Here is a 26431-nt window from a genome sequence, read left to right as displayed (position 1 = left end):
AAATATGCATGCTTTGCATTATTTTACCAAAGGTGTTAACGTTTCTTTTTAGCCATAGGAAATTTCATTCGGTACTTAACGTCGATCTTTCCTTTCGAAATATTGGCAAGTTTCCCCTTTATTAAACGCTTTTTAAGAACCGATAGTTTGTCGGTAAACAAAATTCCTTCTATATGATCGTATTCATGCTGAATGATACGGGCAACGATCCCTTCAAAGGTGTCGGTATACTTTTTAAAGTTCTCGTCGTAATACTCGATGGTCACTTTGGGTTTTCTGAAGACATCCTCATTGATCTCGGGAATACTTAAACACCCTTCATTAAATGCCCATTCGTCTCCATCTTCTTCCAGAATACGGGCATTGATAAACACTTTTTTAAAGGTTGAAACAAACTCTTGCTCTTCCTCCGAAAGGTCTTCGTCATCCTCAAAAGGTGATGCATCTACTATAAACAGCCGGATAGGTAATCCTATTTGAGGTGCTGCAAGTCCGATACCTCGTGCACCGTACATGGTGTCGAACATATTTTCAATTAGAGTATCCAGTTTCGGATAATCGGCATCAATTTCGGTTGCTTCCTTTCTTAGAACCGGGTCGCCATAAGCTACAATGGGTAGTATCATTTTCAAGTCTATTTATTATACAGGTATTCCTGCAAAATTATAGTGGCACTAATCTCGTCGAGCAGTGCTTTGTTTTGTCTTTGCTTTTTTTTGAGTCCGCTGTCGATCATCGTCTGAAAGGCCATTTTACTGGTGTACCGTTCGTCTACTCTTAAGATCTCCTGCTTCGGAAAGGCTTCAGAAAATTTCTTTATGAATTTAAGAATATGTTCTTCTACATCACTCGGACTACCGTCTTTTTGTTTGGGTTCCCCAATAAGGATCAGCTCCACTTCTTCTGAAATGAGATAATCACTCAAAAAATCCATCATGTCTTTCCGCTCTACTGTAGTCAACCCCGAAGCAATTAACTGAAGCTCATCGGTTACAGCAATTCCGCAGCGTTTGGTCCCAAAATCTATGGCTAATACACGTCCCATTTCATCGGCAAAAATAAGGGTTTGCAAAATAGTATGCTAAAAATAAAGCTGAATTAAGAGGGAGCCTTATCTTTGCAGCTAGGTTTAGACGTGAGACGTCGGAAGACGGAAGACGGAAGACGGAAGACGGAAGACGGAAGACGGAAGTCGGAAGTCGGAAGTCGGAAGTCAGAGGTCAGAAGTCGGAAGTCAGAGGTCAGAAGTCGGTAGGGAGTTGTGAATATCTAATAAAATGATTAATTACTTAACCTATCACTTTGAATCTTTAAGACTTTGAGACATTGCATCTTTGCATTTTTGAGCCTTTGAGCCTTTGAGCCTTTGAGCCTTTTAGTCCAAAAATAATTTAACATATACGTAGAACAGCTATGAAACAACTTCAGGAACAAATCAATAAAGCATGGGACGACCGCTCCTTATTAACTAATACCGAAACCATAGCTGCGATCCGGGAAGTCGTAAAACTCTGTGATGAAGGCGTGCTGCGTTGTGCCGAGCCCACTGCCAGCGGATGGCAGGTAAACGAATGGGTGAAAAAAGCTGTCGTTCTCTATTTTCCTATACAGAAGATGGAAACCATGGAAGCGGGTATCTTTGAGTATCACGATAAAATTCCGTTGAAGAGTGGCTATGAAGCCAAAGGGATACGAGTAGTGCCTCATGCTGTTGCCCGTTACGGTGCTTATATTTCTAAAGGAGTGATCATGATGCCGAGTTACGTGAATATTGGCGCTTTTGTTGATGAAGGCACTATGGTCGATACCTGGGCAACGGTAGGTAGTTGTGCTCAGATTGGGAAGAACGTGCATTTAAGTGGAGGTGTTGGTATTGGCGGGGTACTCGAGCCACTTCAGGCCGCACCTGTTATCATTGAAGACAATGCGTTTATTGGCTCCCGTTCTATAGTCGTCGAAGGCGTTAGGGTTGAAAAGGAAGCGGTTTTGGGTGCCAATGTGGTTCTTACTGCCTCTACCAAGATCATAGATGTTACCGGTGACAGTCCGAAAGAGATGAAAGGATTGGTGCCTTCGCGTTCTGTGGTGATTCCCGGAAGTTATACAAAACAGTTTCCTGCTGGAGAATTTCAAGTGAGTTGTGCGCTTATCATCGGCAAACGAAAGGAGAGTACCAATAAAAAGACTTCGTTAAACGATGCCTTGCGCGAATACGATGTTGCGGTTTAATGCAGTTTGTTCTTTTTGCGCTTTCTGATCTTCTTTGAATTCACTTTCTTCTGAAATTGTCGGCTGTACTTTGTCATCAACTCATGAATCTTGGATTGGGAATGTCCCGAAAGTTGGGCATACGCTGCTGCCATGACATTGATCATCCGTTTTGATAGCCATAATCTTCTGAAATTCTTCATCCTGGCATCCAGATCCATGGGTTCGAAACGCATGCGGTTAAGATCGATGAGATAAAAATCGAATTGCCCTTCTCCGCTAACCTTTATAAGTGTATTTCCCGGAGAGTGATCCAGAAAATTCACATTGTTCTCATGCAATTTAAAAGTAAACGCAGCTACTTGTCGTAAGATCTCATCCCGGTTTGGATATTCGGGATTGTGATTTAAGACTCTGAAATCGAGATCGTATGCTATATGTTCGCTAATGTAATAGCTGTCTTTTAATCCGAAGGAAAATCTTTCAAAATAAGCCACCGGCCTTGGCGTATTAATTCCCAGATCAATTAGCCTTATAGCGTACTCAAACGACCGTTTTGCCTTGCTCTTCCGAAGAAACTGGTATACCAAAGCATTAAAAATTCCCGGCTCCTTAAAACGTTTAATAGTAAACACAGAGTCACCTATACTCACTTTTTTGATCACATTGCGTTCGCCTTTGGTCACAAAATCAATATTCGCATCAAAGCCGGAAATCGCTTCCTGCAATTGGGAACCCAAGGCCTTGAAATCTGAATGCACCACAACCGTTTTCGCCATGTTAAATTTTAATAACTTCAAAAAAAGAGATACTTTGCGAAGGTAATGCAACTGAAGAAAATACTCGTAATACAGAACAAAAGAATTGGCGACGTGCTCATTAGCTCGGTCATTGCCAACAACATAAAAAAAGTATTTCCGAAGAGCCATATCACCTACTTTGTCTACGATTATACGACCGGGGTGCTTCAAAATAATCCCAATATAGACGAGATCATTTCGGCCAATGACAAAGAGCTGAAGAAACTACCAAATCTTTTTAAAGCGATACGAGAGGTCCGAAAGGCTAAATACGACATAATCTTCGATCCCTACGCCAAGTTTCAAAGCCGGATGATGTGCTTGTTTTCTGGGGCTGAGTATCGTATCGGACTGAAACGCGCTCATAAAGACTTAAAGCTTCCCTTCTACACACATCCCATAAGTTTTCTGAAAAACCGAACGAAAGACTGCGGAAAAGCGATCGAAGACCGAATTAATATGATCACTTCGGTATTTCCTTTATCACAAGCCGATCATGAACCTAGAATATTTCTCACTTCCGAAGAAAAAAAATACTCAGGTGCATCGCATTTACGTCCGCCGGTCCTAATGCTGGGCGTTCTGGGGAGCACCCCTCAAAAATCCATGCCCTACGAATATATCGCGACACTCATCGATTATATTACGGCAACCTATACGTGTACCCTCCTATTTAATTATGCCCCTCATCAAAAAACGGAAGCTTTAAAGGTCTATGACATGTGCCGGGACAAAGAACAGATCGATCTTAGTATTTATGAAGATTCTATCCGCGGATTTATACAATTAATGAATCAATGTGATCTGTTGGTTGCCAATGAAGGCGGAAGTGTTCATATCACCAAAGCACTTCACAAACCTACATTTACCATCTACTCCCCTTATGTGAACAAAGAACACTGGTGCAGTTTTGAAGACGGTAAAACCCACGAATCTGTTCATTTATTGGAAGAAAAACCCGATCTTTTCAGTAGCTTTACGTTAGAAGAACGACGTAAGATCGAAGAAGATCCTGAATCGCTTTACCGGCAATTGGGCCCGGAGTTAATTCTTCAGAAATTAAAACCATTTCTGGCACATCATTTAAAATCGGCTGAAAAATAGTATGAACATCCTCGACAAATTTCACCATTGGCGCCGAAAACAACGCTGGAATAAACAGTACAAAAAAGGACGTTGGGATAGTTTACAAAGTGAAAAAGAGGCGAAACGATATCATCAGATCATTGATTATCTAAAGGAATATGCACCACAAACCCCAACGATCCTCGATATTGGTTGTGGAGACGGCGTCCTTAATCAGCGAATGGGTGATTACGAATTCAGTTATTTTCTGGGTTTGGATTTTTCGAAAGAATCGATTAAAAAAGCGATAGCAAAAGAGTTTCGAAACTCAGAATTCATAACGGCAGATATCATTGGCTATACTCCATCACGAAATTTTGATGTGATCGTCTTTAACGAAGCCTTTTACTATATTCACGATTCAGAAAAGGAAAAGGTACTTAACCAAATGCTGGATCATCTCAACCCTAACGGACTCATTATTACTTCTATTTATCGCGAAGGAACCGGCTGCTGGGAGTATTTTAAGGAAAATACGAAATTAACCGAACTGGACTTTACGACAGTCACTACAGACGAAGAGCTGCGCTACTGGAAAATAGGCGCATATCGCAAAAATTAATCATTTTTTTTTATCCCGAAGGATGTCCAAACGCGCTTTTGTCGTTTGGTCTCTTTGCGAATCTGCTTGTTTTTTTCAAGCATGTCGTCGGTAACATAACCCCGGGGATGGTCTAAATGAAGGGTAATCGCGCTATATCTTACCTGTACGGGTTTAATTCCGTTGTTGATAAGTCGCTCACCAAGTTCCCTGTCCTCGCCCCCATACTGCATGCGCTCATCAAAACCATTTACATCCAGAATATCTGTCCGCCATCCAGATGCATTATTCCCGTCCCAGGTAGCTTTAGTTGGCGTAAATGTGTTTAAGAGCTTTTCTGAAAGCCCATAGGAATTTAACTTCCTGGTTTTAAAGGTCTTTTTAAGTCCCACATCAACCAACCAGTTAACATCAAAACAGCGTTGTGTTTCAATATCATTTTCTGTGATCGCTTCGGAAATATCCAATGGTAATTTAAAATACCCACCCGATAGAAAACACTGCTGTTTCCGGTGCTTAAGGTGCCGGGCAACAAGATCGTTCCTCGGAATGCAATCCCCATCGGTAAAGATCAAATATTCGCCGGTGGATGCAACGATCGCCTTATTGAGGATCCTGGTTTTCCGGAATCCCTTGTCCTCCTGCCATACGTGCTGAATAGTTAACGATGAGTTTTTCTGAAATTCAGTAATAAGGTCGGTGGTTTCTTCGGAAGAACCATCGTCTGCGATAATTAACTCAAAGGTCTTATGTGTTTGATGCCGGAATCCCCATAGGGCTTTTTGCAACCACTGCGGCTGGTTATAAGTAGAAACGATGACCGATACTGTGCTCAAACTGAAGCTTCTTTTTTAACGATTCCATAGGGGGTCCATTTTTTTTGCTCTTCCCTTGTTGCCTTACGAATTGCCCTGTTTTTATCAATAGACTCCTGATTCTTATATCCTCTGGGATGATCCAGATGAATGACTACCGCATTGTAGCGAATTTGTTTGCTTTTCAAGCCATAATTTACAAGGCGTTCTCCCAGTTCCCTGTCTTGTCCGCCATACTGCATACGTTCATCGAAGCCATTGACCGCGATAATATCCTCCTTCCAACCTGAAGCATTATGTCCGTTCCAACTGGCATTAGTAGGTGTAATGGCATTTAGAATTCCGGCTTTTAGATTTCCTGAATTGAGCTTGTTGTTTTTAAAGGAGGATTTAAGCCCATGTTGCTTTAACCAGCTAACATCAAAGCATTTTTCGGTATAAATGTCTTCTTTGGTGATCCTTTCAGAAATAGTCCTTGGCAGCATAAAATAGCCTCCGCTTAAAAAATATCCTTCCTCCCGGTATTTTACATGCTGCTCCACAAAATCCTTCCGCGGAATGCAATCGCCGTCACTCATGATAATATAGGATGTGTTGCACGCAATGATGGCTTTATTGAGAATCTGTGACTTTTGAAACCCATTGTCTTCATGCCAAACATGCTCGATTGGAAAAAACACTTCTTTTCTTAATCGTTCAATTAACTGCCCCGTTTCCGGTTTTGAACCGTCATCGGCAATAACGATCTCGAACCTGCGATAAGTTTGGTTGTTATAACCATACAGGACCTTTTCCAGCCATACAGGTGAGTTGTAGGTGCTTATAATTATGGAAGTATCTATCGCTTGCATAGGAGGCAAAGATAAGCCTATTTCTTCCTTAAATAAAAGGCTGCCTGATCGCCAAAATCGTCCTTATTGAGCTTATTGGCCTGCAAGCCGTAGTTGTATTCGTCGAATTTTCTCTGAATAGAATCTAACAAACCTTTCGATTTGGGGTCGGACAACGGAATATCATTCCGGTATTTCTCACTTCCGGTGAATTGGAAATGTGTTGAATCGAATTCGACATTATAGATCTCGAAGCCGGTTTTTTGAGCGAGAATCTCCATACTTTTTATGGAATACAGGAAAAAGTGTCTTGGAGCATCCAATTGCACCCAATCGGTTCCGTAATGTTCCCAGGCGTGAGAAGAAACCGTTGGAATTCTAATTATACATACCCCATTGTCTGTTAGCAGTTCGTAAACTTTTTCAAGATTTAGCAACGGTCGTTCAAGGTGTTCGAAGGCATGGTGGTAGGTGATAATTTCGAAGTTTCCTTCCATATCAACCACACTTACGTTTTCTATGGTGAGTCCGTTGCCATACGCAATCGTTTCTTCCAGATAAGGGTCGCAACCACTTACATTGGTAAAGCCAACTTCGGCAAGAGGATATAGAAAATTACGGCCGTTTCCACAGCCCACATCAAGGATCCTTGTGGTTTGAGTAACTTCCAGATCGTTAAAAATATCGTATTCTTTTTTTCCGAAGAGCTTCCCAAGTGTTTTCTGATAACAGCTCCCACTAAGGGCAGCAGCCTTATACTGACTCTTTTTTATTGCCCCTTTGAGACCTTCGAATTTCTTTCCGTCATATTTGTCGAAACTGTAATAATCCTCCGGGTAGTACGTATCCATATTTTCCGGAATAGTCTCAATTTGCAGGCAATCGCAGCTGTCACATTGAAAATACCCGAATTCCTTCCTTGAACCATACATCATCTCGCGTGCGGTATACTTGGTATTGTCTTCAGTATTTCCGCAAATTCTACAGGTATTGCTCATAAGGGGCGCTTCGTGGTTTGATGCAAAGATAAAGTTATTTACTAAGTTTGCACTATGCCGTTGATCACTGTTATAATCCCTGCTTTTAACGAGGCGTCATATATAGAAGACGCCCTTAAATCGGTAGCTTTTGCCGATGAGCTTATCGTGATCGATTCGTACAGCACCGATGATACGGTTGCGATCTCAAAGCAATATGCAGATAAGGTGCTTCAGCGAAAATTTGACAATTTTTCCAATCAGAAGAACTATGCATTAGAACATGCTAACGGGGACTGGGTGTTGTTTGTGGATGCCGATGAAAGGGTTACCCATTCTTTGGAATCTGAGATTATCCAAACCCTCCAGCAGCCAAAACACCATGGCTACAAGCTCAATTTTCCGCATTTTTATATGAATCGGTTTCTTTATCACCATAGTGATGACGTACTTCGACTGGTCCGGCGCGAAGGTGCGAGTTTCTCGGGAGATGTTCATGAAAAACTGGAATGTTCAGGCAGCGTAGGTACGTTGAATAACCATATGCTTCACTACACCTATAAGGGGCTGGGGAATTATATTCGGAAAAAAGAACAATACGCCTGGACTCAGGCCGAACAATTGAAGAAAAAGGGTAAAAAAGTAAATTGGTTTCACTTGTTCTTTAAACCCACCTATCGCTTTTTTAGTTCCTTTATTTTAAAAGGAGGTTTTCGTGATGGAGTGCCGGGTATGACCGTGGCGGCAGTAAATGCCTATGGTGTTTTTGAACGTTATGTAAAATTATATTTACTGCGGAAAGGATTGCGATAACGCAACCTTTTGTACTTTTATGTGACTAGTATAAAAAGCATCGTATGACCAGGTTTATTTTTTTAATTTCCTGCTTGTTTATTTTGTTGTCATGTAATAGTTCTGATGACGAAGCACCAACTTCAAATCCTGCTGTTCTAATTGGAACGAATTTGATGATCAACGGGGTGAGTGGAACAACAGCGCTTACCTATGACAATAATATTCTAACCGGATTCACGGAGGTATTTAATGCTTCAGGCAGTATGTCCGATCGCGAGATCCAGCTGGAGGCGACGAACGGTGTAATAACCCGATATACAGAAAGTTATATAGATCAGGGAAGTGGTTTTACCTGCTATATAATTCTAAATTTCAGCTATGACGATCTAAACCGCATAGACGCAATTACAGGTGAAGGGGATTGTCCGTTAAATATTTATACAATTGAATATATTAATGACACCGTTGTCTTTGACAGTCCTCTTCCCAATGAAGATAAGGTTGTAAAAATGAATCAAGATGGAAGAATTGTTTATTACGAGTATAAGAACTTGATTCTTGATATGGAATACGAAAACGGAAATTTAATTTCAAAAACCAGAAATAGCAGCAGAACTATAAATTACAGCTACGACTCAAAGGTAAATCCATACCGTACTGACGCCTTTCTCAACTTTGGTAAGATTCAAGAATATATAAAGATCATGAAAGGTACCAATGTCCTGATGGAAGATCTGGATGACTACAGAAATGTCAATAATCTAGTTTCAAGAACAAGCACGCATTCGGACCTTGGTATTGATGATTTGAGCTACAGTTATGAATACCACTCTAATAATTTACCTGATAAGCGATTTAGATCCGTCGGAAATGGTGTTACACAATATCTATATGAATAATAGCACAGGGATCTAAAGAAATTTCCCGAATTTCAATTTTCTTTTAAATTTCCCCAAGCTGTACTCCCCTTTAATATCCAAACGCTGGATCTCGAAGGGATCTTTAAACGGAAAAACATTTATCCGGTTTCCAATACGTAGTCCCAGTTGAAATTGTTCCTGCTTTAATTGTTCAAAAAAAAGTTTTTTTGCTGAATGTTCCCGAGGGTATTTTCCGTAGGGATACGCCAGTACCTTAGTAAATTCTAAACTGTGATCGTCGACGGCTTCAAAACACTGCTTCGTATCTGCTTCGATCTCTGCTACCGAAAGCTCATCGTACTTTTGATGGGCATACGAATGATACCCCAGCTCTATTACCGAAGGATCGAGCAAATGCAGCTGTTCTGCCGTCATAATCGGTAGAGTTGCCGTATTCCAGGCATCGGTTTTCCCTAAATAGTAGAGGGGTACAAAGAAGGTCGCTTTAAGTTCGTACTTTTTTAATAATGGGACGGCGTACTCCAACTGACTCACATAAGCATCATCGAAGGTAATGACCACATTCTTTTGAGCAGGTAACTGGTCTAAACTCATCAATTCTGAAAAGTGATACGAGCGATACTTTTTATCTGAAAGATATTGAAACTGAGCCTCTAGTTTCTTAACATTTATGGTTAGTCCCTTACTTTCTGTAAGAGAAACATTGTGATACATTAAAACCGGAAGTTTCGACATGCTGATTTATAAGATTAATCCTTGTAAAATTATTACTTTTACCCAAACGACCGACTGCGATTGGAAATTCCTGTAAAAATTACGGCCCTCGCCATTACCCTTAACGAAGCTTCTCACGTGGATAGCTATATTAAGAGTCTTTGGTTTGCCGAGGAGATCATTATTGTAGATTCCTTCAGCAGTGACGACACGGTTGCTCTGGCTTCAAAATATGAAAAAGTAACGGTGTATCAACGCACCTTCGATAATTTTTCAGCACAGAAGAATTTCGCCCTTTCGAAAGCCAAAAACCACTGGGTCACCTTTTTCGACCTAGATGAAGAAGTAACCGATCAACTTTCCGAAGAGATCCTGAAAACTCTTAAAGATCCGAAGGCCATAGCCTATTTCGTAAAGCGCGATTTCTGGTTTATGGGGAAACGAATAAAATACAGCGGACTCCAAAACGATGCCGTGGTGAGGGTTTTTAATAAGGAACACTGCAATTACAATTCGAATCTCGTGCACGAAACACTCGAAACCCGTGGTAAAACAAATACCTTTAAAGAACATCTGCCGCATTATACCTATACCAGTTTCGACGATTATACGGCAAAAATGCATGCCTACAGCGCTTTACAGGCCCGCATGCTGTATGCAAAAAAGAAGCGACCCACACTGTTTCATTTTCTCTTTAGACCCTTTTACAGGTTCTGGAATCAATATTTACTGCAATTGGGGATACTGGATGGGAAAGAAGGTTTTATCTTAGCCTATGTTAGCGCTTTTTCGGTGTTTAAGCGCTATGTGAATTTATGGCTCCTTTATCGCAAAATCGACTGACCATGAAGCGAATTTTCTTAGAATCTCACAATCTTAAAAATAAATTTTCCGGCTTCGGGCAGTTTAATTTTCACCTCATCAAGGCATTTTCACGACTTGAAACTCCCGGCTATCAGTTTATTCTTCACGTAAAAGACGTTGCCTCGGCCAAAGAAGATTTTGGAGAGAAATTCGAATATAAAAAATACAGAAGCATTACCCGTCATAAACCCTTCCGGATTAAAACCAAATACGAGCTCTGGCATAGTTTAAATCAGAATATCAAGATCGAACCTTTTTTTAATATCCCTTATGTGCTAACGGTTCACGACATACATTTTTTAACGGAAGGCACTTCAGAATTACAACAAAAACTACGGGAGAAGTTCGCAAAAAAACTGGAACGAAGTAATGCGATAGTCTATATTTCTCAATTTGCAAAACTCGATATGCATCGCCATTTTAAGGTCCCTGAAGTACCCGAATATGTGATCCACAACGGAAATACCATTACCGATATTACGCTGCCTGAAGATTACGAACCTGCAAAGATTCCATCTAAACCCTTCTTATTCTCCATTGGAGATTTTAGTGAGCGCAAGAATTTTATTGCATTGGTCGAAATGCTCAAACTTATGCCCGATCACCATCTGGTGCTTTCAGGAAACAACCGATCTATCTATGCCGATAAACTAAGTGCTCTGGTCGCTTCCTACGGAATGCAGGACAGAGTGATGCAAACGGGAAAGATAGAAGATATGGAAAAGCAGTATTATCTGCAGCATTGCGAAGCCTTTGTTTTTCCGTCTCATCGTGAAGGCTTCGGGATTCCTCCTATTGAAGCCATGCGGTTTGGAAAACCTGTATTCTTGTCAAAGAATACCTCCCTCCCCGAAATAGGCGGCGTACATTCGTTCTATTGGGATTATTACGATCCACAATATATGCTTGACGTTTTTAATGAAGGCATGAAAAAGTACCGTGAAAATCCAACCTTCTACGAGAATTGGTATGTGGAACGCGCAAAAAGTTTTAACTGGGACGAAACAGCGAAACAATATTTGCAAGTGTATAAACATATTTTAGAATAAGGGATGACGGATATTGCGGTTATAATCATCAATTACAATACGTCAAATTATACATTGGAGTGCATCGACACGGTCGTGAAACGAACTTCAGAACCTATTTCTTACGATATTATAGTGGTGGATAACAATTCGGAGCCGGACGATTACATACATTTAAAGACTCACTTTCCGAAGAAAGATAACATTAAGTTATACCGCAGCGACATCAATACCGGCTTTGGCGGGGGAAATATGTTTGGGGTGCAGTTCGCTAAAGCCAAATATTTTTTATTTCTGAATAATGATGCCATGCTGCTTAACGATTGTTTGTCGATCCTGAAGGACTTTATGGACCAGCATCCTCAAGTTGGAGTATGTACCGCTCAGAATTATGATGAACACCACAACTTTGTCCCTTCTTTTGATCACAATAAAGGACTAAGGCGCTTTTTATTCGGAAGAGGATTTCTGGAAAAGATCAACCCGAAACGCTATCCGAAACGAAAAAACGAATACCAAAAACCCCTGAAAGTAGACTGGGTAAACGGCGCTTTCTTATTCTTTAGGTCTGAAGCATTCTTAAAAGTTGGAGGCTTTGATACCCGTGTTTTTTTATATTGGGAAGAGATGGATATCTGCTACAGACTAAAAAAACAGGGCTATGATTCCTTTTTGGTTCCGGAAGCCAAGGTATTACACTTTCAGGGGAAAAGCATAGGGAAATCGGTTGCCATAAATAAGGAAGGATATATCTCCTATCTGCATGTACTTCGGAAAAATTACAGTTTTCTGAAATATGCTGTTATCAGATTATATTTGGTGGTAGCTTTACTGTTAAAACCAAAAAAATGGTATCTGCTTTCGGTGCTTCTAAAGGCAGATCCTTCTTCAGAATCATTAAGACACAAACAAAAACCAAGAACAGTACATGAACATCGAAATTGAAAATGCATTACAGGTTTTAAAGCGCGGCGGACTAATTTTATATCCTACCGATACGGTATGGGGAATAGGTTGCGACGCTACAAACCCCGCTGCCATAGAGCGGGTGTTTCAGCTAAAGAAACGGTCGGATAAAAAATCCCTTATCTGTCTGGTACACGATTTTAAAATGCTGGAGTTTCATGTAGAAAATGTACCGGAAGTGGCGTATGACATTCTAAAATATGCCGTTAAGCCCACGACCATTATATACGACAACCCGATCCGTATTTCAGAAACACTTATTGCCGAAGATAATTCATTGGCCATTCGGGTTGTGAAAGATGATTTTTGTAAACAACTCATTCGCAAGTTCAGGCGACCAATCGTTTCCACTTCAGCAAATTTCAGTGGTGAAAAAACACCCCAGAGTTTTAAAGAAATAAGCACCGGGATTTTGGAGGGCGTAGACTATGTCGTAAATTTGCAGCAGGATAGAAAAACGGGGAAACCTTCCGCTATTATTAAGTTGAAAGCAGATGGAACCGTAACAGTTATTCGCGAATAAATACTCGTGAATTCACTGTAAAAATCATAAAAATTTGAGTCAAAATAACTACAAGTCCGCACTGGATCATCCCGTATTTAATATTCTCTCTCAGGCTGCTAAAACCCTTGACGTGGAATGTTATGTCATAGGTGGGTTTGTGCGGGATCATTTACTAAATCGTGGTGAAGCAAAGGATATCGATGTGGTTGCTATTGGCAGCGGCATTGATCTGGCGCGTAAAACAGCCCAGTTACTTCATGAAAAGCCAAAAGTTTCTGTTTTTAAGACCTATGGCACAGCCATGTTGAGGACACAGGGTCTCGAAATAGAGTTTGTGGGGGCAAGAAAAGAATCCTATAATCGGGACAGCCGGAACCCGGTAGTTGAAGACGGTACCTTAGAGGATGACCAAAACCGGAGGGATTTTACAATTAATGCATTGGCAATTAGCTTAAATGAGGGTTCTTATGGTGAACTCCTGGATCCTTTTCATGGGATCGAAGACCTTGAAAACAAAATAATTCGTACTCCTCTTGACCCCGATATTACGTACAGTGACGATCCATTGCGAATGCTACGGGCAATTCGCTTTGCCACACAGCTCAATTTTACCATTGAAAAGGAATCACTGGACGCCATTGCGCGGAACAAAGACCGAATCGAAATTATTTCTAAAGAAAGGATCGTAGACGAAATCAACAAGATCCTCATGGCCGATGTACCATCCAAGGGATTTGCATTGCTGCACAAAACAGGTTTACTGCCTTATATCTTTCCCGAACTCGTTGCGCTTCAGGGGATAGAAGAGATTGAAGGTCAGCTACATAAGGACAACTTCTGGCATACCTTGGAAGTGGTAGACAATATCGCCCAAACCACTAACGATCTGTGGCTTCGTTGGGCTGCCTTACTTCATGACATTGGGAAGGCCCCTACCAAAAAGTTTGATAAAAAAATAGGCTGGACCTTTCATGCGCATGAGTTTGTAGGATCTAAAATGGTCTATAAATTATTTAAACGACTCAAAATGCCCTTGAACGATAAAATGAAGTTCGTTCAAAAAATGGTACTTATGAGCTCCCGCCCTATCGTACTGGCAGGAGAAGTAACCGATAGTGCGGTACGCCGACTCATTTTTGATGCCGGGGACTATGTGGAGGATTTGATGACCTTGTGCGAAGCCGACATCACCACCAAGAACCCGAAGAAATTCAAAAAATACCGCAATAATTTTCAAAAGGTGAGGGAAAAGATCGTTGAGGTGGAAGAGCGGGATCATGTAAGGAATTTTCAACCTCCGGTGAGTGGTGAAGAGATCATGGAGACATTCGGCTTAAAACCATCACGAGAAATAGGTGTAATAAAAGATGCGATAAAAGAGGCTATTCTCGATGGTGATATTCCCAATGAATATGAGGCTGCCAGAGAACTTATGCTAAAAAAGGGAAAGGAACTTGGATTAACAGTGGTATAAGTTTTAGATTTTGTGTCGTAGTTTAGACTCAAAGAAGCAAAGATCCAAAGAAGCAAAGAGAGTTGAACAGTGATAATGTAAATCCTTAGAAGAAATGGACAATGAGAAAACTTTTCGTCGTTTAATGATTTGGCAAAAATCGATGGGATTGGTTATAAAGATTTATGAGTTGACCAAAAAATTTTCAAAGTCTGAACAGTACGGATTAACATCACAAATCAATAGAAGTGCTGTTTCAATACCAAGCAATATAGCAGAAGGTTTTGGTAGAAAGGGTACCAATGATTACTTGCGTTTTCTAAACATCTCTTTAAGCTCATTGTTCGAACTTCAAACTCAACTGGAGATAGCATTCAATTTGAATTTTATTAATGAAAATAAATTTGATAGAATTTATGAGGATACCCGGGAAATTGAACGCATGCTTACAAGTTAGATTAGAAAAATAAAACTCTGATACTTTGAATCTCTGAAACTCTGATATTTTGAAAATTTGACACTTTGACACTTTGAAACTTTGAAACCTCAAATTCTATGAACAAAACGAATAATTCCCGCTACCACCTCTGGGTAAAGATCTCCCTCATCTTTGTCTTTCTGGTTATTATTGCCGGTGCGATGGTCCGTATGACGGGATCCGGAATGGGTTGCCCGGACTGGCCCAAATGTTTCGGATACTACATTCCTCCTACCGATGCTTCCGAACTGGAGTGGCAACCGAACAGAGAATTTAATAAGGGTATGGTGATTATAAAGGATGAAACTCTTAAAGTAGCGGCCAAATCATTTATAACTTCTGAAAATTATAATGCGGAAAACTGGAATGCCTATACCAAACACGATTATGCCATTTTTAACGTATGGCATACCTGGATAGAATATATTAACCGTTTAATGGGAGCTCTATCGGGGCTCGCCATTTTAATTATGGCAATTTTCTCTCTAGGGCAGTGGAAACGAAGAAAATGGATCACCGTCCTTTCCTGGATCTCTGTGGTGCTACTCGGCTTTCAGGCGTGGTTAGGCGCTACCGTAGTGTATTCGGTCTTGGCCCCTGCAAAGATCACGGTACACATGGTCATGGCTCTGGTGATCGTTGCCGTACTGTTATATCTGTTGTATGTTTCGTCAGAAAATCGACAAACATATAAGACATCCGGAATATTGAGGTGGGCACTCATCATTGCGGTTGTGCTTACACTAATTCAGGTAATTCTGGGAACTCAGGTACGACAATTAGTAGACGAGCGTGTTGCTGTTTTAGGGTACGACGCAAAAGAAAGTTGGCTATCAAATCCCGATTTGAATTTCTATATCCATCGTACATTTTCTGTCCTTGTGCTATTTTTGAATTTATTTCTATGGTATTACAACCGAAAACACGGCTACGGACTCTCTAAACTAAATTGGATCTTGCTACTCATTCTCGGTGAAGCAGCCACAGGAATCGCCATGTATTACTTCGATTTTCCGATACTGTCGCAGCCCTTACATTTAGTGTTGGCTTCGGTATTATTTGCATTTCAGTTTTATGTGATCATGGAAGTTTTTTTAAGAAGATCTGCTCTGAAAAGCGCAATATAATTTTGTAACTTTGACCCCTTAACCGAATGCAATGATTTACCGTTTCCGAATAATCCTAGATGCACATGAAGATGTGTTCCGCGATATAGAGATTGAAGCCGATAACACCCTCGAAGATTTTCATAATGTGATTACGCAATCCTTTGGATTTGGCGGACAGGAAATGGCCTCCTTCTATATAAGTAATGAGCAATGGGAGGAAGGCGACGAGATCGCTTTATTCGATATGAGTGAACAGGAAGAAGAAGTTCGTGTTATGGGAGAAACACTATTGGAAGATGTGGTGGATGAAGAACAAACTAAATTGATCTATGTTTACGATTTTCTGAATATGTGGACATTTCTGGTCGAATTAGCCGAAATCACCGAACCTGCCGATGGCACCTCCTACCCCAATTTAATGTTTGCTCACGGCCAGATTCCCGATGAGGCCCCGGAAAAAGAGTTTATAGCCGAAGCTCCGGAAGGCGAAGAACTCGATGATGATTACGACCTCGATCCGGAGGATTACGACAGTCTCGATTTCGACGAAAACTGGAACTGATATATCGGTCAACAATTTCAATCTAAACGTACTATGAAAAAATTATTACTCTTATTGTGTCTTGTTGCGGGTATTGGCTTTGCTCAGGAAGGAAACAACTACATAATTTCCATTAATGGCGAGACTTTTGAATACCAGATCGGTTCAGAAATCGAATATAACGCCAAGAAGAAAGGTCCGATTAAAATTATAGTGCAACAAAAGAATGAGCTCAACTATAATGACGGGGTAATTAGTTTTATGCATACCAAGGATTTTCCCGTTTCTGAAACCGTCTTGGAAGAAGGGATCAAACAGATCGCCGCACTTAATTCTACAGGTATGGGTATTTTAATTCAGGAATACGAAGGTTTTGACCCAACCCTCATGGTCGACCTGATGCTTAATGAAGTGACTAAGGAAAGTGTGGATTACGGTTATGCACAAGAAATTTCAAGTGTAGAATTCACTTCCAAAGACGGTCGTGTTTTCAAAGGAAAAAAATCGATTCTCACCTATCAGGGTATGATAGATGAGTGGATCGTAGTGGCCTATGGTTGGAAGGATGCAGGGGTTTTGGTTGCTACCATGTCGTTGGACGCTACCGGCCTCAATAAAGGCGTCGAATTTGTAGATGACTTCTTTAATTCGCTTGAAATAATCGCCGATAAAAAATAACTATGATCAATTTATATTCTACGCATATTTCGACTTTGTCTATTCACAGAGTAGGAAACAAAAGCAGAAACGAATCCATTTTACTTTCTAAAGAGCCTTTTAAATTTGATGATGAACTTACGCCGCTTTTAAAGGAATATTTTCTGAAACCCTTTCGTGAAAAAGAAGAGAATTACTATCAGTTTTCACACGAAACCGATCTCGAATTTCATGAATTGTTTACCATAGTTTCTGAAATTTTTTCCAATCCTGAAACAATTCACGAGCAAAGTAAAAAGATCACCAAGTACCTCTTCGACCAATCCATGCACCCACATATAAAGAGCGGTGAAGTGTATGTAGCGTATTTGGAGAATCTTCAGTTAGACAATGAAAAGGTCGACGCAGTAGGAATATTTAAATCGGAGTTAAAACAGGATTTTCTTCAGTTTTCAGAATCTGAAAATCAGTTGGAAGCTTCCCTCCAACAAGGGGTAAACCTCAACAAACTCGATAAGGGGTGCCTCATCTTTAACGTTAAAAAGGAAGAAGGTTATAAGGTACTTTCGGTAGACAGTAATCGGTATGATGCGCGATATTGGCTGGAGAATTTTCTTGGAGTTGACGCTTTTGAAGATGATAATTTCTTCACCAAAAAATACTTAAAATTTTGTCAGGATTTTGCTAAAGATGTGGTTTTTCCTGCTGAAGACAAAAAAGAAGAAGTAATGTTCATGAACCGGGCCGTAAATCATTTTGCTAAGAACGACACCTTTGAAGAATCTTCCTTCGTAAATGAAGTGATCGAAAATCCGGCTCTCATCCCGGAATTTGCACATTACAAAACTGAAAAGGCCCCTAAATACAGTATAGAAGACCTAACCACCTTCCCTATTGCCAATACGGCTGTAACTGCTGCGCGTAAGAAAATAAAGAATGTTATAAATCTGGATACCAACATTCAGATCAAAATGGATTTTATCAATTCGGAAAGTGCGGAAAAATTCGTAGAAAAGGGCTGGGATGAAGAAAAGCAGATGTATTATTACCTGGTCTATTTTAACCGAGAGCAGAAAAGCTGATTCCATACGATCAGATTGTGTTATTTGAGGGTTAGAAATGGTAATCCTGCTTTTAATTGTAACAATTAATAGCTTCGTTCGTCATACTTTCAGCTAACCTTAAAAGCATATTTCTGTGAATACCATCCTTACGCTTACTAATCTCACTAAACGATTTGGCCCCATTACCGCAGTAGACGATCTCTCTTTCACTATCGAAAAAGGTAATGTCTACGGTATTTTAGGACCTAATGGAAGTGGCAAATCTACGACGCTGGGAATCGTTCTCAATGTTGTAAACAGAACAGCCGGCTCCTATCACTGGTTTGATGGCTCAGATTCTACGCATAACGCCTTAAAGAAAGTAGGCGCTATAATTGAACGCCCAAACTTTTACCCTTATATGACGGCGGTTCAGAACCTCAATCTGGTTTGCAAGATCAAAGAGGTTTCTTCCCAAAAAATTGAAGAAAAACTCGAAATAGTGGGTTTACTCGACCGTAAGAACAGTAAGTTCAGCACCTTTTCCTTGGGAATGAAACAAAGGTTGGCCATCGCTTCAGCACTACTCAACGACCCCGAAATACTTATTCTGGATGAGCCTACCAACGGACTCGATCCACAAGGGATACATCAAATTCGTGAGATCATTAAAAAGATCGCTTCTGAAGGAACAACGATTCTCCTTGCCTCTCACCTGCTTGATGAGGTTGAAAAAGTTTGCAGCCATGTGGTGATCCTTCGCAAAGGAAGGAGTCTGTATACGGGAAGCGTAGACGGAATGAATGCGAGTCACGGATTTTTTATTTTACAAAGCGAAGATCCCGATCAATTGGAAGCTGCACTACAGGGTCATCCCTCTTTTGGGACCATTAAACGGGAAGGTGAAACAATAACGGTTTATCTCAATCAACCTATGGACGCTTCAGAACTTAACAAAATGCTTTTTGAACGCGGAATTACCTTATCACATCTTGTTAAACGAAAAGAAAGTCTGGAAGAGCAATTCCTTGAAATTACCAAAAACCTCAACTAACCGGCATGCTACGACTACTCAACATAGAACTTCAGAAACTTAAATATAACAGATCGGCAAAAATAATATCTATCGTCTATTTTGCGCTTATCTGTTTTATCGCCTTTATCGTATCCATTGAATTCGATTTCGGAGGCGTGAAATTTCGCGTTGCCGATCAGGGAATCTTTAATTTTCCATTTATATGGCATTTTAATACCTGGGTGGCAGCCTGGCTTAAAATATTCTTTGCTATTGTGATCGTCTCCATTGTTTCTAACGAATATAGTTATAGAACTCTAAAACAAAACCTGATCGACGGTCTGAGTAAGCGGGAATTTCTCACTTCAAAAATTCTTACCGTGATACTGTTTACAGTGATATCGACTATATTTCTGTTTATTGTCACCATGATCCTCAGTCTTATTTTTTCCGATTATAATGAAGTCTCGATCATTTTCAGCGATATGCAGTATATGGGCGCTTACTTTTTAAAATTATTGTGTTTCTTCAGTTTCTGTATGTTCCTTGCTTTTTGGGTAAAACGCTCTGCGTTTGCGTTAGGCTTTTTGGGACTTTGGCAGGTGATTGAAGGTCTCATAGCGATCCTGTTTCAGTATATAAAAGTAAAGACTGAAGTCAATCTCTTTGAAACGGTTTATAATTATCTACCACTCAATGCAATGTCCGATCTTATTTCTGAACCCTTCACAAGATTCGGTGCTGTACAATCTGCAGCCACCCAACTGGGAGAGAGCTTCGATAAGAACTATGATGTTCCGCTATTGAGTGTAGGGATTTGTATCGTTTGGACCGGTCTGTTTATTTATTGGTCTTATGCAATCCTGAAAAGACGGGATTTATAAATCAAGACCTTCTATGGGTTAAGCGCCGAAATTCTTACTAAATATTCTGTATATTTAGCGTAGAATGGCTGCTATGAATACTATTTCAAGGACTATATTTTTGATTGTGTTTTGTTTACCGGTACTCGGTATTGCGCAAGATGAGATTAGCTTATTTCAACAATTTAATGGTCGTTACGATTACCTGGCTTTTGGCAACACCCTAAATACCGCAGAAAACACCGGACAAACTCCTCCCTCTCCCTGCACTATTCTTACCCAAAGCAGTGCAGATTTTGCATTACAGCCGGGTCAGACATTAGTGGCAGCATACCTCTACTGGGCCGGATCCGGAGCCGGAGACTTTAATGTTACCCTTAACGGTACTTCCATAACGGCTTCCCGTACTTTTAGTTACCAACTTACACCGGAGCTGGTTTATTTTTCGGCCTTTGCCGATATCACAGACCTGGTAGCAGCGACGGGTAATGGTGGATATACGCTTACAGATCTTGATCTTACCAACGTGATCCCTCCCTACTGCGCCAACACCACTAATTTTGGAGGCTGGGCCGTGACTGTAATATATGAAGAGGCCACACTACCGTTAAATCAAGTGAATATCTTTGACGGATACGAAAGTGTTTCTGCTTCCAATCCCAGTCTTACCATCGAGCTGGACAACCTTAACGTTTTAGATAACATAGGAGCCAAGATCGGGTTTTTAGCGTGGGAAGGAGATCAGAGCTTGGCTAATAATGAAACGCTGCGCATTAATGGAAATATTATAAGCAATCCTCCGTTAAACCCTGCTGACAATGCCTTTAATAGCACCAACAGTTTTACGGGTTCTTCACAGCTCTACAACATGGATATTGACTTTTACAATATCGAAAACAATATTCAACCGGGAGATACTTCAGCAACCATAGACCTTACTTCCAATCAGGATCTGGTGATCATCAATAATATTGTTACCGTTCTAAATACGGAACTTCCCGATGCAACCATTGAAATTGACCAGGTTTCGGGAGCCGATGAGTGTGGTGATCGGACCATAACTGTCGATTATACCGTCTATAATGTGAACAGTACCGATGAACTTCCTGCCAACACGCCCATTGCATTTTATGCCAACACCACATTGGTAGGTCAGTCTGCAACTACTGCAATTATCCCTATTGGAGGGTCGGAAAGTGGAACCATAGATCTTTCGATTCCTGCCGGGATTCCTGCCGATTTTGAATTAAAGGCTTTTGTGGATGATGACGGAACAGGGACCGGTGTCGTTAATGAAACGAACGAGGACAACAATAGTTTTATAGTAAATGTGCATTTACTGGTTTTTCCTGTATATCAGGTGGTCGACCTGGAGCTATGTGAGGTAGTGGGCACCGAACTTTTTGATCTGAATGAGGGTGTAAATCTTCAGAATCCGGCAGATGAACTCAGTTTTCATCTTTCGGAAGATGACGCCCTAAACAATGAAGATCCTATTCCCAATCCGGAAGCATACGAGAATATTACCAATCCGCAAACGATCTGGATTCGGCTTTCCAACCCCGATTGCTTTATCACTGATAGTTTCGAGATCGAAGTTGTTATTTGTCCGTTGCCTGATGCAGTAATTACTATCGATAATAATCTTAATGCCTGCCGCCAGCGCGATCTCACCATCGAATTTACGGTTTCCAATATAGGAACCGGTCCTTTGCCGGCAAATACTCCCATTGCTTTTTATATCGATGGTCTTTTGCTGGGACAGTCGGAAACACAAAATACTATTCCAATAAACGGTAGTGAACCGGGCTCGGTATTTATCACGTTGCCTCCCAATACCCCGGATACATTCACGCTTCTGGCTATTGTTGACGATACCGGCAATGGCAGTGGGATCGTGGAGGAGTTAAATGAATTCAATAATGAATTTAGTATCCTTGTTGAATTTGGCAGCATCCCCCCTATTCCTATGCTGCCCGATCTGCTCTTATGCGATGAAGGGATGAATACAGCCACCTTCGATCTTACCGTCCAGAATGAATTGATCTCTACAGATCCGGACGATATGATTAGTTATTTTACTACTTTGGAAAATGCCATTGCAAACGAAAATGCCATCGCCGACCCCGAACAGTATGTAAACAGTATAGATCCGCAAACTATATATGTAAGGCTAGAAAATGAAATCTGTTTTACCACGGCTTCCTTTTTAATCACCACGAAAAATTGTCCGCCACAAATTCCTCAGGGAATTTCTCCTAATGGCGACGGACTTAACGATGTCTTTAAAATAAAAGGACTTATTGATGTCTTCGAAGATTTTATTCTGAAGATCTACAGTCGGGAAGGAAATCTTATTTATGAAGGCGGAAATGAAGACGGTTTATGGGATGCCATCCCGAATACCGGTTTGCTATACAAAGAAACTATAGTTCCGGTAGGAACCTACTATTATGTTTTAATTCTGAATGATCCGGAATTCCCAGAACCGTATCTGGGATGGGTGTATGTAAATTATTAGCGCATGGAATTAACCGGTTTACATGAATATTCCCATCACTGCAATCTTAACCTAATAACTCTTTTTGAAGAACATGCTTCGGAAGTTCCTGAAAAGGCCCGTTTGTTGTTGGATCATATTCTGAATGCACATGAGATCTGGAATTTTCGAATTCTGAAACGAACCGATCACCATTCGCCCTGGGACAGGCTGAAACCATCGGCACTTCGTGACATAGAAAACGAAAATTATCATACTTCGCTGAGCATTTTAAAAAATGAGGAACTCCAAAAACTGATCGAGTACACCAATAGTAAAGGACAAACCTTTACAAACTCGGTATTTGACATGCTATTTCATGTGGTGAATCACGCCACCTATCACAGGGCACAGATCGCTACCGAATTCAGAAATGCTGGTTTAACACCATTAGTTACCGATTATATTTTTTATAAACGAGACCTGAAGTTATAATAATCTGAATTATGAGTACGATCAAGTCGGGAAAATTTCAATCAGACCGGGAAGGTGAAAATCTAAGAAGCTGGAATAATGTTGCCGAAGCTTACGAAAGGGGTTTTATGGACCTCGACCTTTATAATGACAGCTATGATTTTTTCCTGAAGTCTTTAGAGAACCAATCGGCAGAGATCCTTGAAATTGGTTGTGGCCCGGGAAACATTACCCGGTATTTGCTTTCAAAATGTCCGGAATTAAAAATACTCGGTATTGATACTGCCAAAAATATGATCGATCTCGCTATAAAGAATGTAGTTTCAGCCGATTTTATAGTAATGGATGCGCGAAAGATCGACGGTTTGAAAAAAACATTCGACGGTATCGTTTGCGGATTTTGCATACCGTATTTATCTGAAAAGGATACTTCAGAAGTATTGCAAAATTGTTCCGATAAGCTAAATCCTAATGGTATTCTTTATCTTAGTTTTGTGGAAGGCATGCCTGAAAATTCGGGCTATATCACGGGTAGTACAAACGACCGCATGTATTTTCAGTATCATTCAAAAGAAAGTATTCAGAAAGAAATGCAGAAGAATAAAATGGAAGTTTTTAAAGAATTCAGAAAAAACTACCAAAAAGCAGACGGTTCTTCAGAAATACATATTATTGTCCTTGGCAAAAAAGCTCAATTCATAAAATGAGGCCCTATGTCCAATTAAATAACACTTAAACATGGAAGCACATTTTAAATTAACCGACCGTGAATTTATTCGAGAATTTAAGTCGGGGAATCTCAAGCCTTTAGAATTCACCCATGAAGCCCATATACGACTGGCCTGGATTCAAATAACCACATATGGAATTGATACTGCTTTACAAATCATTCCAAAGCAGATCCAATCTTATGTTTCAAATATAGGAGCCTATGATAAATATAACCATACCCTAACGATCGCAGCGGTTAAAGCCGTGTATCATTTTATGCTGAGATCTAAAGGGAATGATTTTAAGAGTTTTATTTTAGAATTTCCACGCTTAAAGCTTAGTTTCAATGAGTTAATGCACAGTCATTATAGCATTGATATTTTTAATTCTGAAAAGGCAAAGCACCAATATATCACACCCGATCTTTTGGCTTTTGATCTTTAAAATTGGTTCATGACTTCACAAGGCGTGCTTCTAATTTTTAGTAATTTTACAGTACTATAAAAATTGTATGAAATTTAAAATCGCTACAGATTTCACTCCAACCGGAGATCAGCCACAAGCCATTAAGGAATTGGTTAACGGACTGAATATGGATGAGAAATACCAGACTTTGCTCGGAGTAACCGGAAGTGGAAAAACTTTTACGGTTGCTAATGTCGTAGAAGCGGTTCAACGGCCTACTTTGGTATTGGCACACAATAAAACGCTGGCTGCTCAACTATACAGTGAGTTTAAAAATTTGTTTCCGGATAATGCGGTGGAATACTTTGTGTCTTACTATGATTATTATCAGCCGGAAGCTTTTATTCCTTCCAGTGGGACTTATATTGAAAAAGACCTCTCGATTAATGAAGAGATCGAAAAAATGAGACTGAGTACTACCTCCTCCCTGCTCTCCGGGCGACGGGATGTACTTGTGGTTGCATCGGTATCCTGCCTTTACGGTATTGGGAATCCTGTAGAGTTTCAAAAAAATGTGATCGCCATAAAGAAGGGAGAAGTAATATCTAGGACTAAACTACTACATCGTCTTGTACAAAGTTTATATTCCAGAACTGAAGCTGAATTCAGTAACGGACGTTTCCGAATAAAAGGAGATACCGTGGATGTATATCCCGGTTATGCCGATTACGCCTTCAGAATTCATTTTTTTGGGGATGAGATAGAAGAAATTGAAGCTTTCGATCCCTTGAACAATTCGGTGATCGAAAAGTACGACCGATTGACCATCTACCCTGCGAATATGTTTGTGACCTCACCTGATGTCTTGCAGGGTGCGATTAGAGAAATACAGGATGATCTCGTAAAACAAATTGACTATTTTAAGGAGATTGGGAAGCATTTGGAAGCCAAACGTCTTGAAGAACGAACCAACTTCGACCTGGAAATGATTCGTGAATTAGGATATTGCAGCGGTATAGAAAATTATTCGCGTTATCTGGACCAGCGATTACCCGGCACCCGGCCTTTCTGCCTACTCGACTATTTCCCTGACGATTATCTGATGATCGTGGATGAAAGTCATGTGTCCATACCTCAGGTGGGAGCCATGTATGGCGGCGACCGTAGCAGAAAGGAAAATCTGGTAGAATATGGTTTCCGACTTCCGGCAGCTATGGACAACCGGCCTTTAAAATTTGAAGAATTTGAAGCAATTCAAAATCAGGTGATCTATGTAAGTGCCACCCCTGCTGATTATGAGTTGGAGAAGAGCGGCGGGGTTTTCGTGGAACAGATCATTCGCCCTACAGGTTTACTGGATCCTCCCATTGAGGTTCGTCCGAGTTTAAACCAAATTGATGATCTGCTGGAAGAGATCCAAAAGCGCGTCGAAAAAGATGAACGGGTTCTGGTGACCACGCTCACCAAAAGAATGGCGGAAGAACTGACCAAATACCTCACCCGAATCAATATTAGATGTCGGTATATTCATAGTGATGTGGACACTCTAGAGCGTGTAGAGATCATGCAGGACCTGCGTCTTGGCATTTTTGATGTGCTGGTGGGTGTAAACTTGTTAAGAGAAGGTCTTGATCTTCCGGAGGTATCCCTGGTTGCAATTCTGGATGCCGATAAGGAAGGATTTCTGCGAAGCGCACGTTCATTGACTCAAACCGTAGGCCGCGCTGCACGACACCTGAACGGAAAAGCGATCATGTATGCCGATAAGATCACCAATAGCATGCAGGCTACGATCGATGGCACAAATTACCGGAGAGAAAAACAAATAGCCTACAATAAGGAGCATAATATAACCCCTACCGCGATCAAAAAATCTCTAGAAAATGCACTTACTAAGGAAAAAGTGAATGCCTATACCTTTGATAATGCAGAAATACTTGCTGCGGAGAAAGAGAACGAATACCTCTCTAAACCGCAACTGGAGAAAAAGATTCGTGATACGCGGAAAGCTATGGAAAAGGCAGCTAAGGAACTTGACTTTATGATGGCTGCAAAACTTCGGGATAAAATTAAGGGGCTTCAGAAGAGCTTACAAGAAGTTGAATAGGTAACTTTTCACTAGATTACTTCTCGACGTATTGAAAAAATTACCAC

29 protein-coding genes are annotated in these 26431 nt (G+C 40.6%); 22 read left to right on the top strand and 7 right to left on the bottom strand.

Annotated features, from left to right (window positions below):
* Window positions 1-35: 35 nt before the first annotated feature.
* Window positions 36-626, bottom strand: coding sequence for a peptide deformylase (def, locus tag ALE3EI_RS09160; protein WP_186987975.1), 591 nt, complete (start codon window positions 624-626; stop codon window positions 36-38).
* 8 nt (window positions 627-634) lie between these two features.
* Complete coding sequence (ruvX, locus tag ALE3EI_RS09155; RefSeq protein ID WP_186992342.1) at window positions 635-1045, bottom strand: Holliday junction resolvase RuvX; 411 nt, start codon at window positions 1043-1045, stop codon at window positions 635-637.
* Window positions 1046-1413: 368 nt separating this feature from the next.
* Here ruvX and ALE3EI_RS09150 point away from each other — a divergent pair, with 368 nt between their 5' ends.
* Window positions 1414-2229 carry a 2,3,4,5-tetrahydropyridine-2,6-dicarboxylate N-succinyltransferase gene (locus tag ALE3EI_RS09150; RefSeq protein WP_186987973.1) on the top strand — a complete coding sequence of 272 codons (816 nt, stop codon included), beginning with the start codon at window positions 1414-1416 and terminating at the stop codon, window positions 2227-2229.
* Here ALE3EI_RS09150 and ALE3EI_RS09145 read toward each other — a convergent pair.
* Entirely contained in the window at window positions 2226-2987 is a 762-nt protein-coding gene (locus ALE3EI_RS09145) for a lipopolysaccharide kinase InaA family protein (RefSeq protein ID WP_186987971.1), read from the bottom strand. The genes ALE3EI_RS09150 and ALE3EI_RS09145 overlap by 4 nt on opposite strands.
* Window positions 2988-3032: 45 nt before the next feature.
* Here ALE3EI_RS09145 and ALE3EI_RS09140 point away from each other — a divergent pair, with 45 nt between their 5' ends.
* Complete coding sequence (locus tag ALE3EI_RS09140; RefSeq protein ID WP_233279946.1) at window positions 3033-4112, top strand: glycosyltransferase family 9 protein; 1080 nt, start codon at window positions 3033-3035, stop codon at window positions 4110-4112.
* Window position 4113: 1 nt separating this feature from the next.
* Entirely contained in the window at window positions 4114-4695 is a 582-nt protein-coding gene (locus tag ALE3EI_RS09135; RefSeq protein ID WP_186987969.1) for a class I SAM-dependent methyltransferase, read from the top strand.
* On the opposite strand, the gene ALE3EI_RS09130 is transcribed toward ALE3EI_RS09135, so the two are convergent.
* From ALE3EI_RS09130 to ALE3EI_RS09120, 3 genes are read right to left on the bottom strand one after another with little or no spacing between them, the layout of a single operon-like run.
* The gene (locus tag ALE3EI_RS09130) at window positions 4692-5510 is read right to left on the bottom strand and encodes a glycosyltransferase family 2 protein (RefSeq protein WP_186987967.1); all 819 of its coding nucleotides are present in this window, start codon (window positions 5508-5510) and stop codon (window positions 4692-4694) included. The two genes, ALE3EI_RS09135 and ALE3EI_RS09130, sit on opposite strands and share 4 nt — an antisense overlap.
* A complete protein-coding gene (locus ALE3EI_RS09125) occupies window positions 5507-6340 on the bottom strand; it encodes a glycosyltransferase family 2 protein (protein ID WP_186987965.1) in 834 nt (277 codons plus the stop codon). Before ALE3EI_RS09125 ends, ALE3EI_RS09130 begins: the two co-directional genes overlap by 4 nt.
* 17 nt (window positions 6341-6357) lie before the next feature.
* Entirely contained in the window at window positions 6358-7317 is a 960-nt protein-coding gene (locus ALE3EI_RS09120; protein ID WP_186987963.1) for a class I SAM-dependent methyltransferase, read from the bottom strand.
* Between the two features lie 54 nt (window positions 7318-7371).
* Between ALE3EI_RS09120 and ALE3EI_RS09115 the strand changes: the two genes are divergently transcribed.
* Entirely contained in the window at window positions 7372-8109 is a 738-nt protein-coding gene (locus ALE3EI_RS09115) for a glycosyltransferase family 2 protein (protein ID WP_186987962.1), read from the top strand.
* 44 nt (window positions 8110-8153) lie between these two features.
* The gene (locus ALE3EI_RS09110) at window positions 8154-8990 is read left to right on the top strand and encodes a hypothetical protein (RefSeq protein ID WP_186987961.1); all 837 of its coding nucleotides are present in this window, start codon (window positions 8154-8156) and stop codon (window positions 8988-8990) included.
* A gap of 12 nt (window positions 8991-9002) precedes the next feature.
* On the opposite strand, the gene ALE3EI_RS09105 is transcribed toward ALE3EI_RS09110, so the two are convergent.
* Window positions 9003-9707, bottom strand: a complete 705-nt coding sequence (locus ALE3EI_RS09105; protein ID WP_186987960.1) for a polysaccharide deacetylase family protein — start codon at window positions 9705-9707, stop codon at window positions 9003-9005.
* Window positions 9708-9767: 60 nt separating this feature from the next.
* Between ALE3EI_RS09105 and ALE3EI_RS09100 the strand changes: the two genes are divergently transcribed.
* The 17 genes from ALE3EI_RS09100 (at window position 9768) to uvrB (ending at window position 26384) form a co-directional block, all read left to right on the top strand.
* On the top strand, window positions 9768-10529 hold the full coding sequence (locus tag ALE3EI_RS09100) for a glycosyltransferase family 2 protein (RefSeq protein ID WP_186987959.1): 762 nt from the start codon (window positions 9768-9770) through the stop codon (window positions 10527-10529).
* A gap of 2 nt (window positions 10530-10531) precedes the next feature.
* Window positions 10532-11599 carry a glycosyltransferase family 4 protein gene (locus ALE3EI_RS09095; protein ID WP_186987958.1) on the top strand — a complete coding sequence of 356 codons (1068 nt, stop codon included), beginning with the start codon at window positions 10532-10534 and terminating at the stop codon, window positions 11597-11599.
* A 3-nt stretch (window positions 11600-11602) separates the two neighbouring features.
* Window positions 11603-12523, top strand: a complete 921-nt coding sequence (locus ALE3EI_RS09090) for a glycosyltransferase family 2 protein (protein WP_186987957.1) — start codon at window positions 11603-11605, stop codon at window positions 12521-12523.
* Entirely contained in the window at window positions 12507-13067 is a 561-nt protein-coding gene (locus ALE3EI_RS09085) for an L-threonylcarbamoyladenylate synthase (protein WP_186987956.1), read from the top strand. Before ALE3EI_RS09090 ends, ALE3EI_RS09085 begins: the two co-directional genes overlap by 17 nt.
* 34 nt (window positions 13068-13101) lie before the next feature.
* Window positions 13102-14523, top strand: coding sequence for a CCA tRNA nucleotidyltransferase (locus tag ALE3EI_RS09080; RefSeq protein WP_186987955.1), 1422 nt, complete (start codon window positions 13102-13104; stop codon window positions 14521-14523).
* Between the two features lie 94 nt (window positions 14524-14617).
* On the top strand, window positions 14618-14959 hold the full coding sequence (locus tag ALE3EI_RS09075; protein WP_186987954.1) for a four helix bundle protein: 342 nt from the start codon (window positions 14618-14620) through the stop codon (window positions 14957-14959).
* Window positions 14960-15057: 98 nt separating this feature from the next.
* Window positions 15058-16107: a COX15/CtaA family protein gene (locus tag ALE3EI_RS09070; protein ID WP_186987953.1), complete on the top strand. Its 1050-nt coding sequence runs from the start codon at window positions 15058-15060 to the stop codon at window positions 16105-16107.
* 31 nt (window positions 16108-16138) lie between these two features.
* On the top strand, window positions 16139-16651 hold the full coding sequence (locus ALE3EI_RS09065) for an IS1096 element passenger TnpR family protein (protein WP_186987952.1): 513 nt from the start codon (window positions 16139-16141) through the stop codon (window positions 16649-16651).
* Between the two features lie 33 nt (window positions 16652-16684).
* Window positions 16685-17308 (top strand): hypothetical protein, encoded by a 624-nt coding sequence (locus ALE3EI_RS09060; RefSeq protein ID WP_186987951.1) that lies wholly within the window; start codon window positions 16685-16687, stop codon window positions 17306-17308.
* Between the two features lie 2 nt (window positions 17309-17310).
* Window positions 17311-18369: a nucleoid-associated protein gene (locus ALE3EI_RS09055; protein ID WP_186987950.1), complete on the top strand. Its 1059-nt coding sequence runs from the start codon at window positions 17311-17313 to the stop codon at window positions 18367-18369.
* Window positions 18370-18484: 115 nt separating this feature from the next.
* Window positions 18485-19384, top strand: coding sequence for an ABC transporter ATP-binding protein (locus ALE3EI_RS09050; protein WP_186987949.1), 900 nt, complete (start codon window positions 18485-18487; stop codon window positions 19382-19384).
* A 5-nt stretch (window positions 19385-19389) separates the two neighbouring features.
* Window positions 19390-20229 carry an ABC transporter permease gene (locus ALE3EI_RS09045; protein ID WP_186987948.1) on the top strand — a complete coding sequence of 280 codons (840 nt, stop codon included), beginning with the start codon at window positions 19390-19392 and terminating at the stop codon, window positions 20227-20229.
* Between the two features lie 73 nt (window positions 20230-20302).
* On the top strand, window positions 20303-22729 hold the full coding sequence (locus ALE3EI_RS09040; protein ID WP_186987947.1) for a T9SS type B sorting domain-containing protein: 2427 nt from the start codon (window positions 20303-20305) through the stop codon (window positions 22727-22729).
* 3 nt (window positions 22730-22732) lie between these two features.
* On the top strand, window positions 22733-23182 hold the full coding sequence (locus tag ALE3EI_RS09035; RefSeq protein ID WP_186987946.1) for a DinB family protein: 450 nt from the start codon (window positions 22733-22735) through the stop codon (window positions 23180-23182).
* An 11-nt stretch (window positions 23183-23193) separates the two neighbouring features.
* Window positions 23194-23868 (top strand): class I SAM-dependent methyltransferase, encoded by a 675-nt coding sequence (locus tag ALE3EI_RS09030; RefSeq protein ID WP_186987945.1) that lies wholly within the window; start codon window positions 23194-23196, stop codon window positions 23866-23868.
* A 31-nt stretch (window positions 23869-23899) separates the two neighbouring features.
* Entirely contained in the window at window positions 23900-24316 is a 417-nt protein-coding gene (locus ALE3EI_RS09025; RefSeq protein ID WP_186987944.1) for a hypothetical protein, read from the top strand.
* A 67-nt stretch (window positions 24317-24383) separates the two neighbouring features.
* Entirely contained in the window at window positions 24384-26384 is a 2001-nt protein-coding gene (gene uvrB, locus ALE3EI_RS09020) for an excinuclease ABC subunit UvrB (RefSeq protein WP_186987943.1), read from the top strand.
* Window positions 26385-26431: the final 47 nt, after the last annotated feature.

Origin of the sequence: Constantimarinum furrinae (assembly GCF_014295415.1) — a bacterium.
GTDB classification, from domain to species: domain Bacteria; phylum Bacteroidota; class Bacteroidia; order Flavobacteriales; family Flavobacteriaceae; genus Constantimarinum; species Constantimarinum furrinae.
This window is presented reverse-complemented; position numbering and strand designations above follow the sequence as displayed.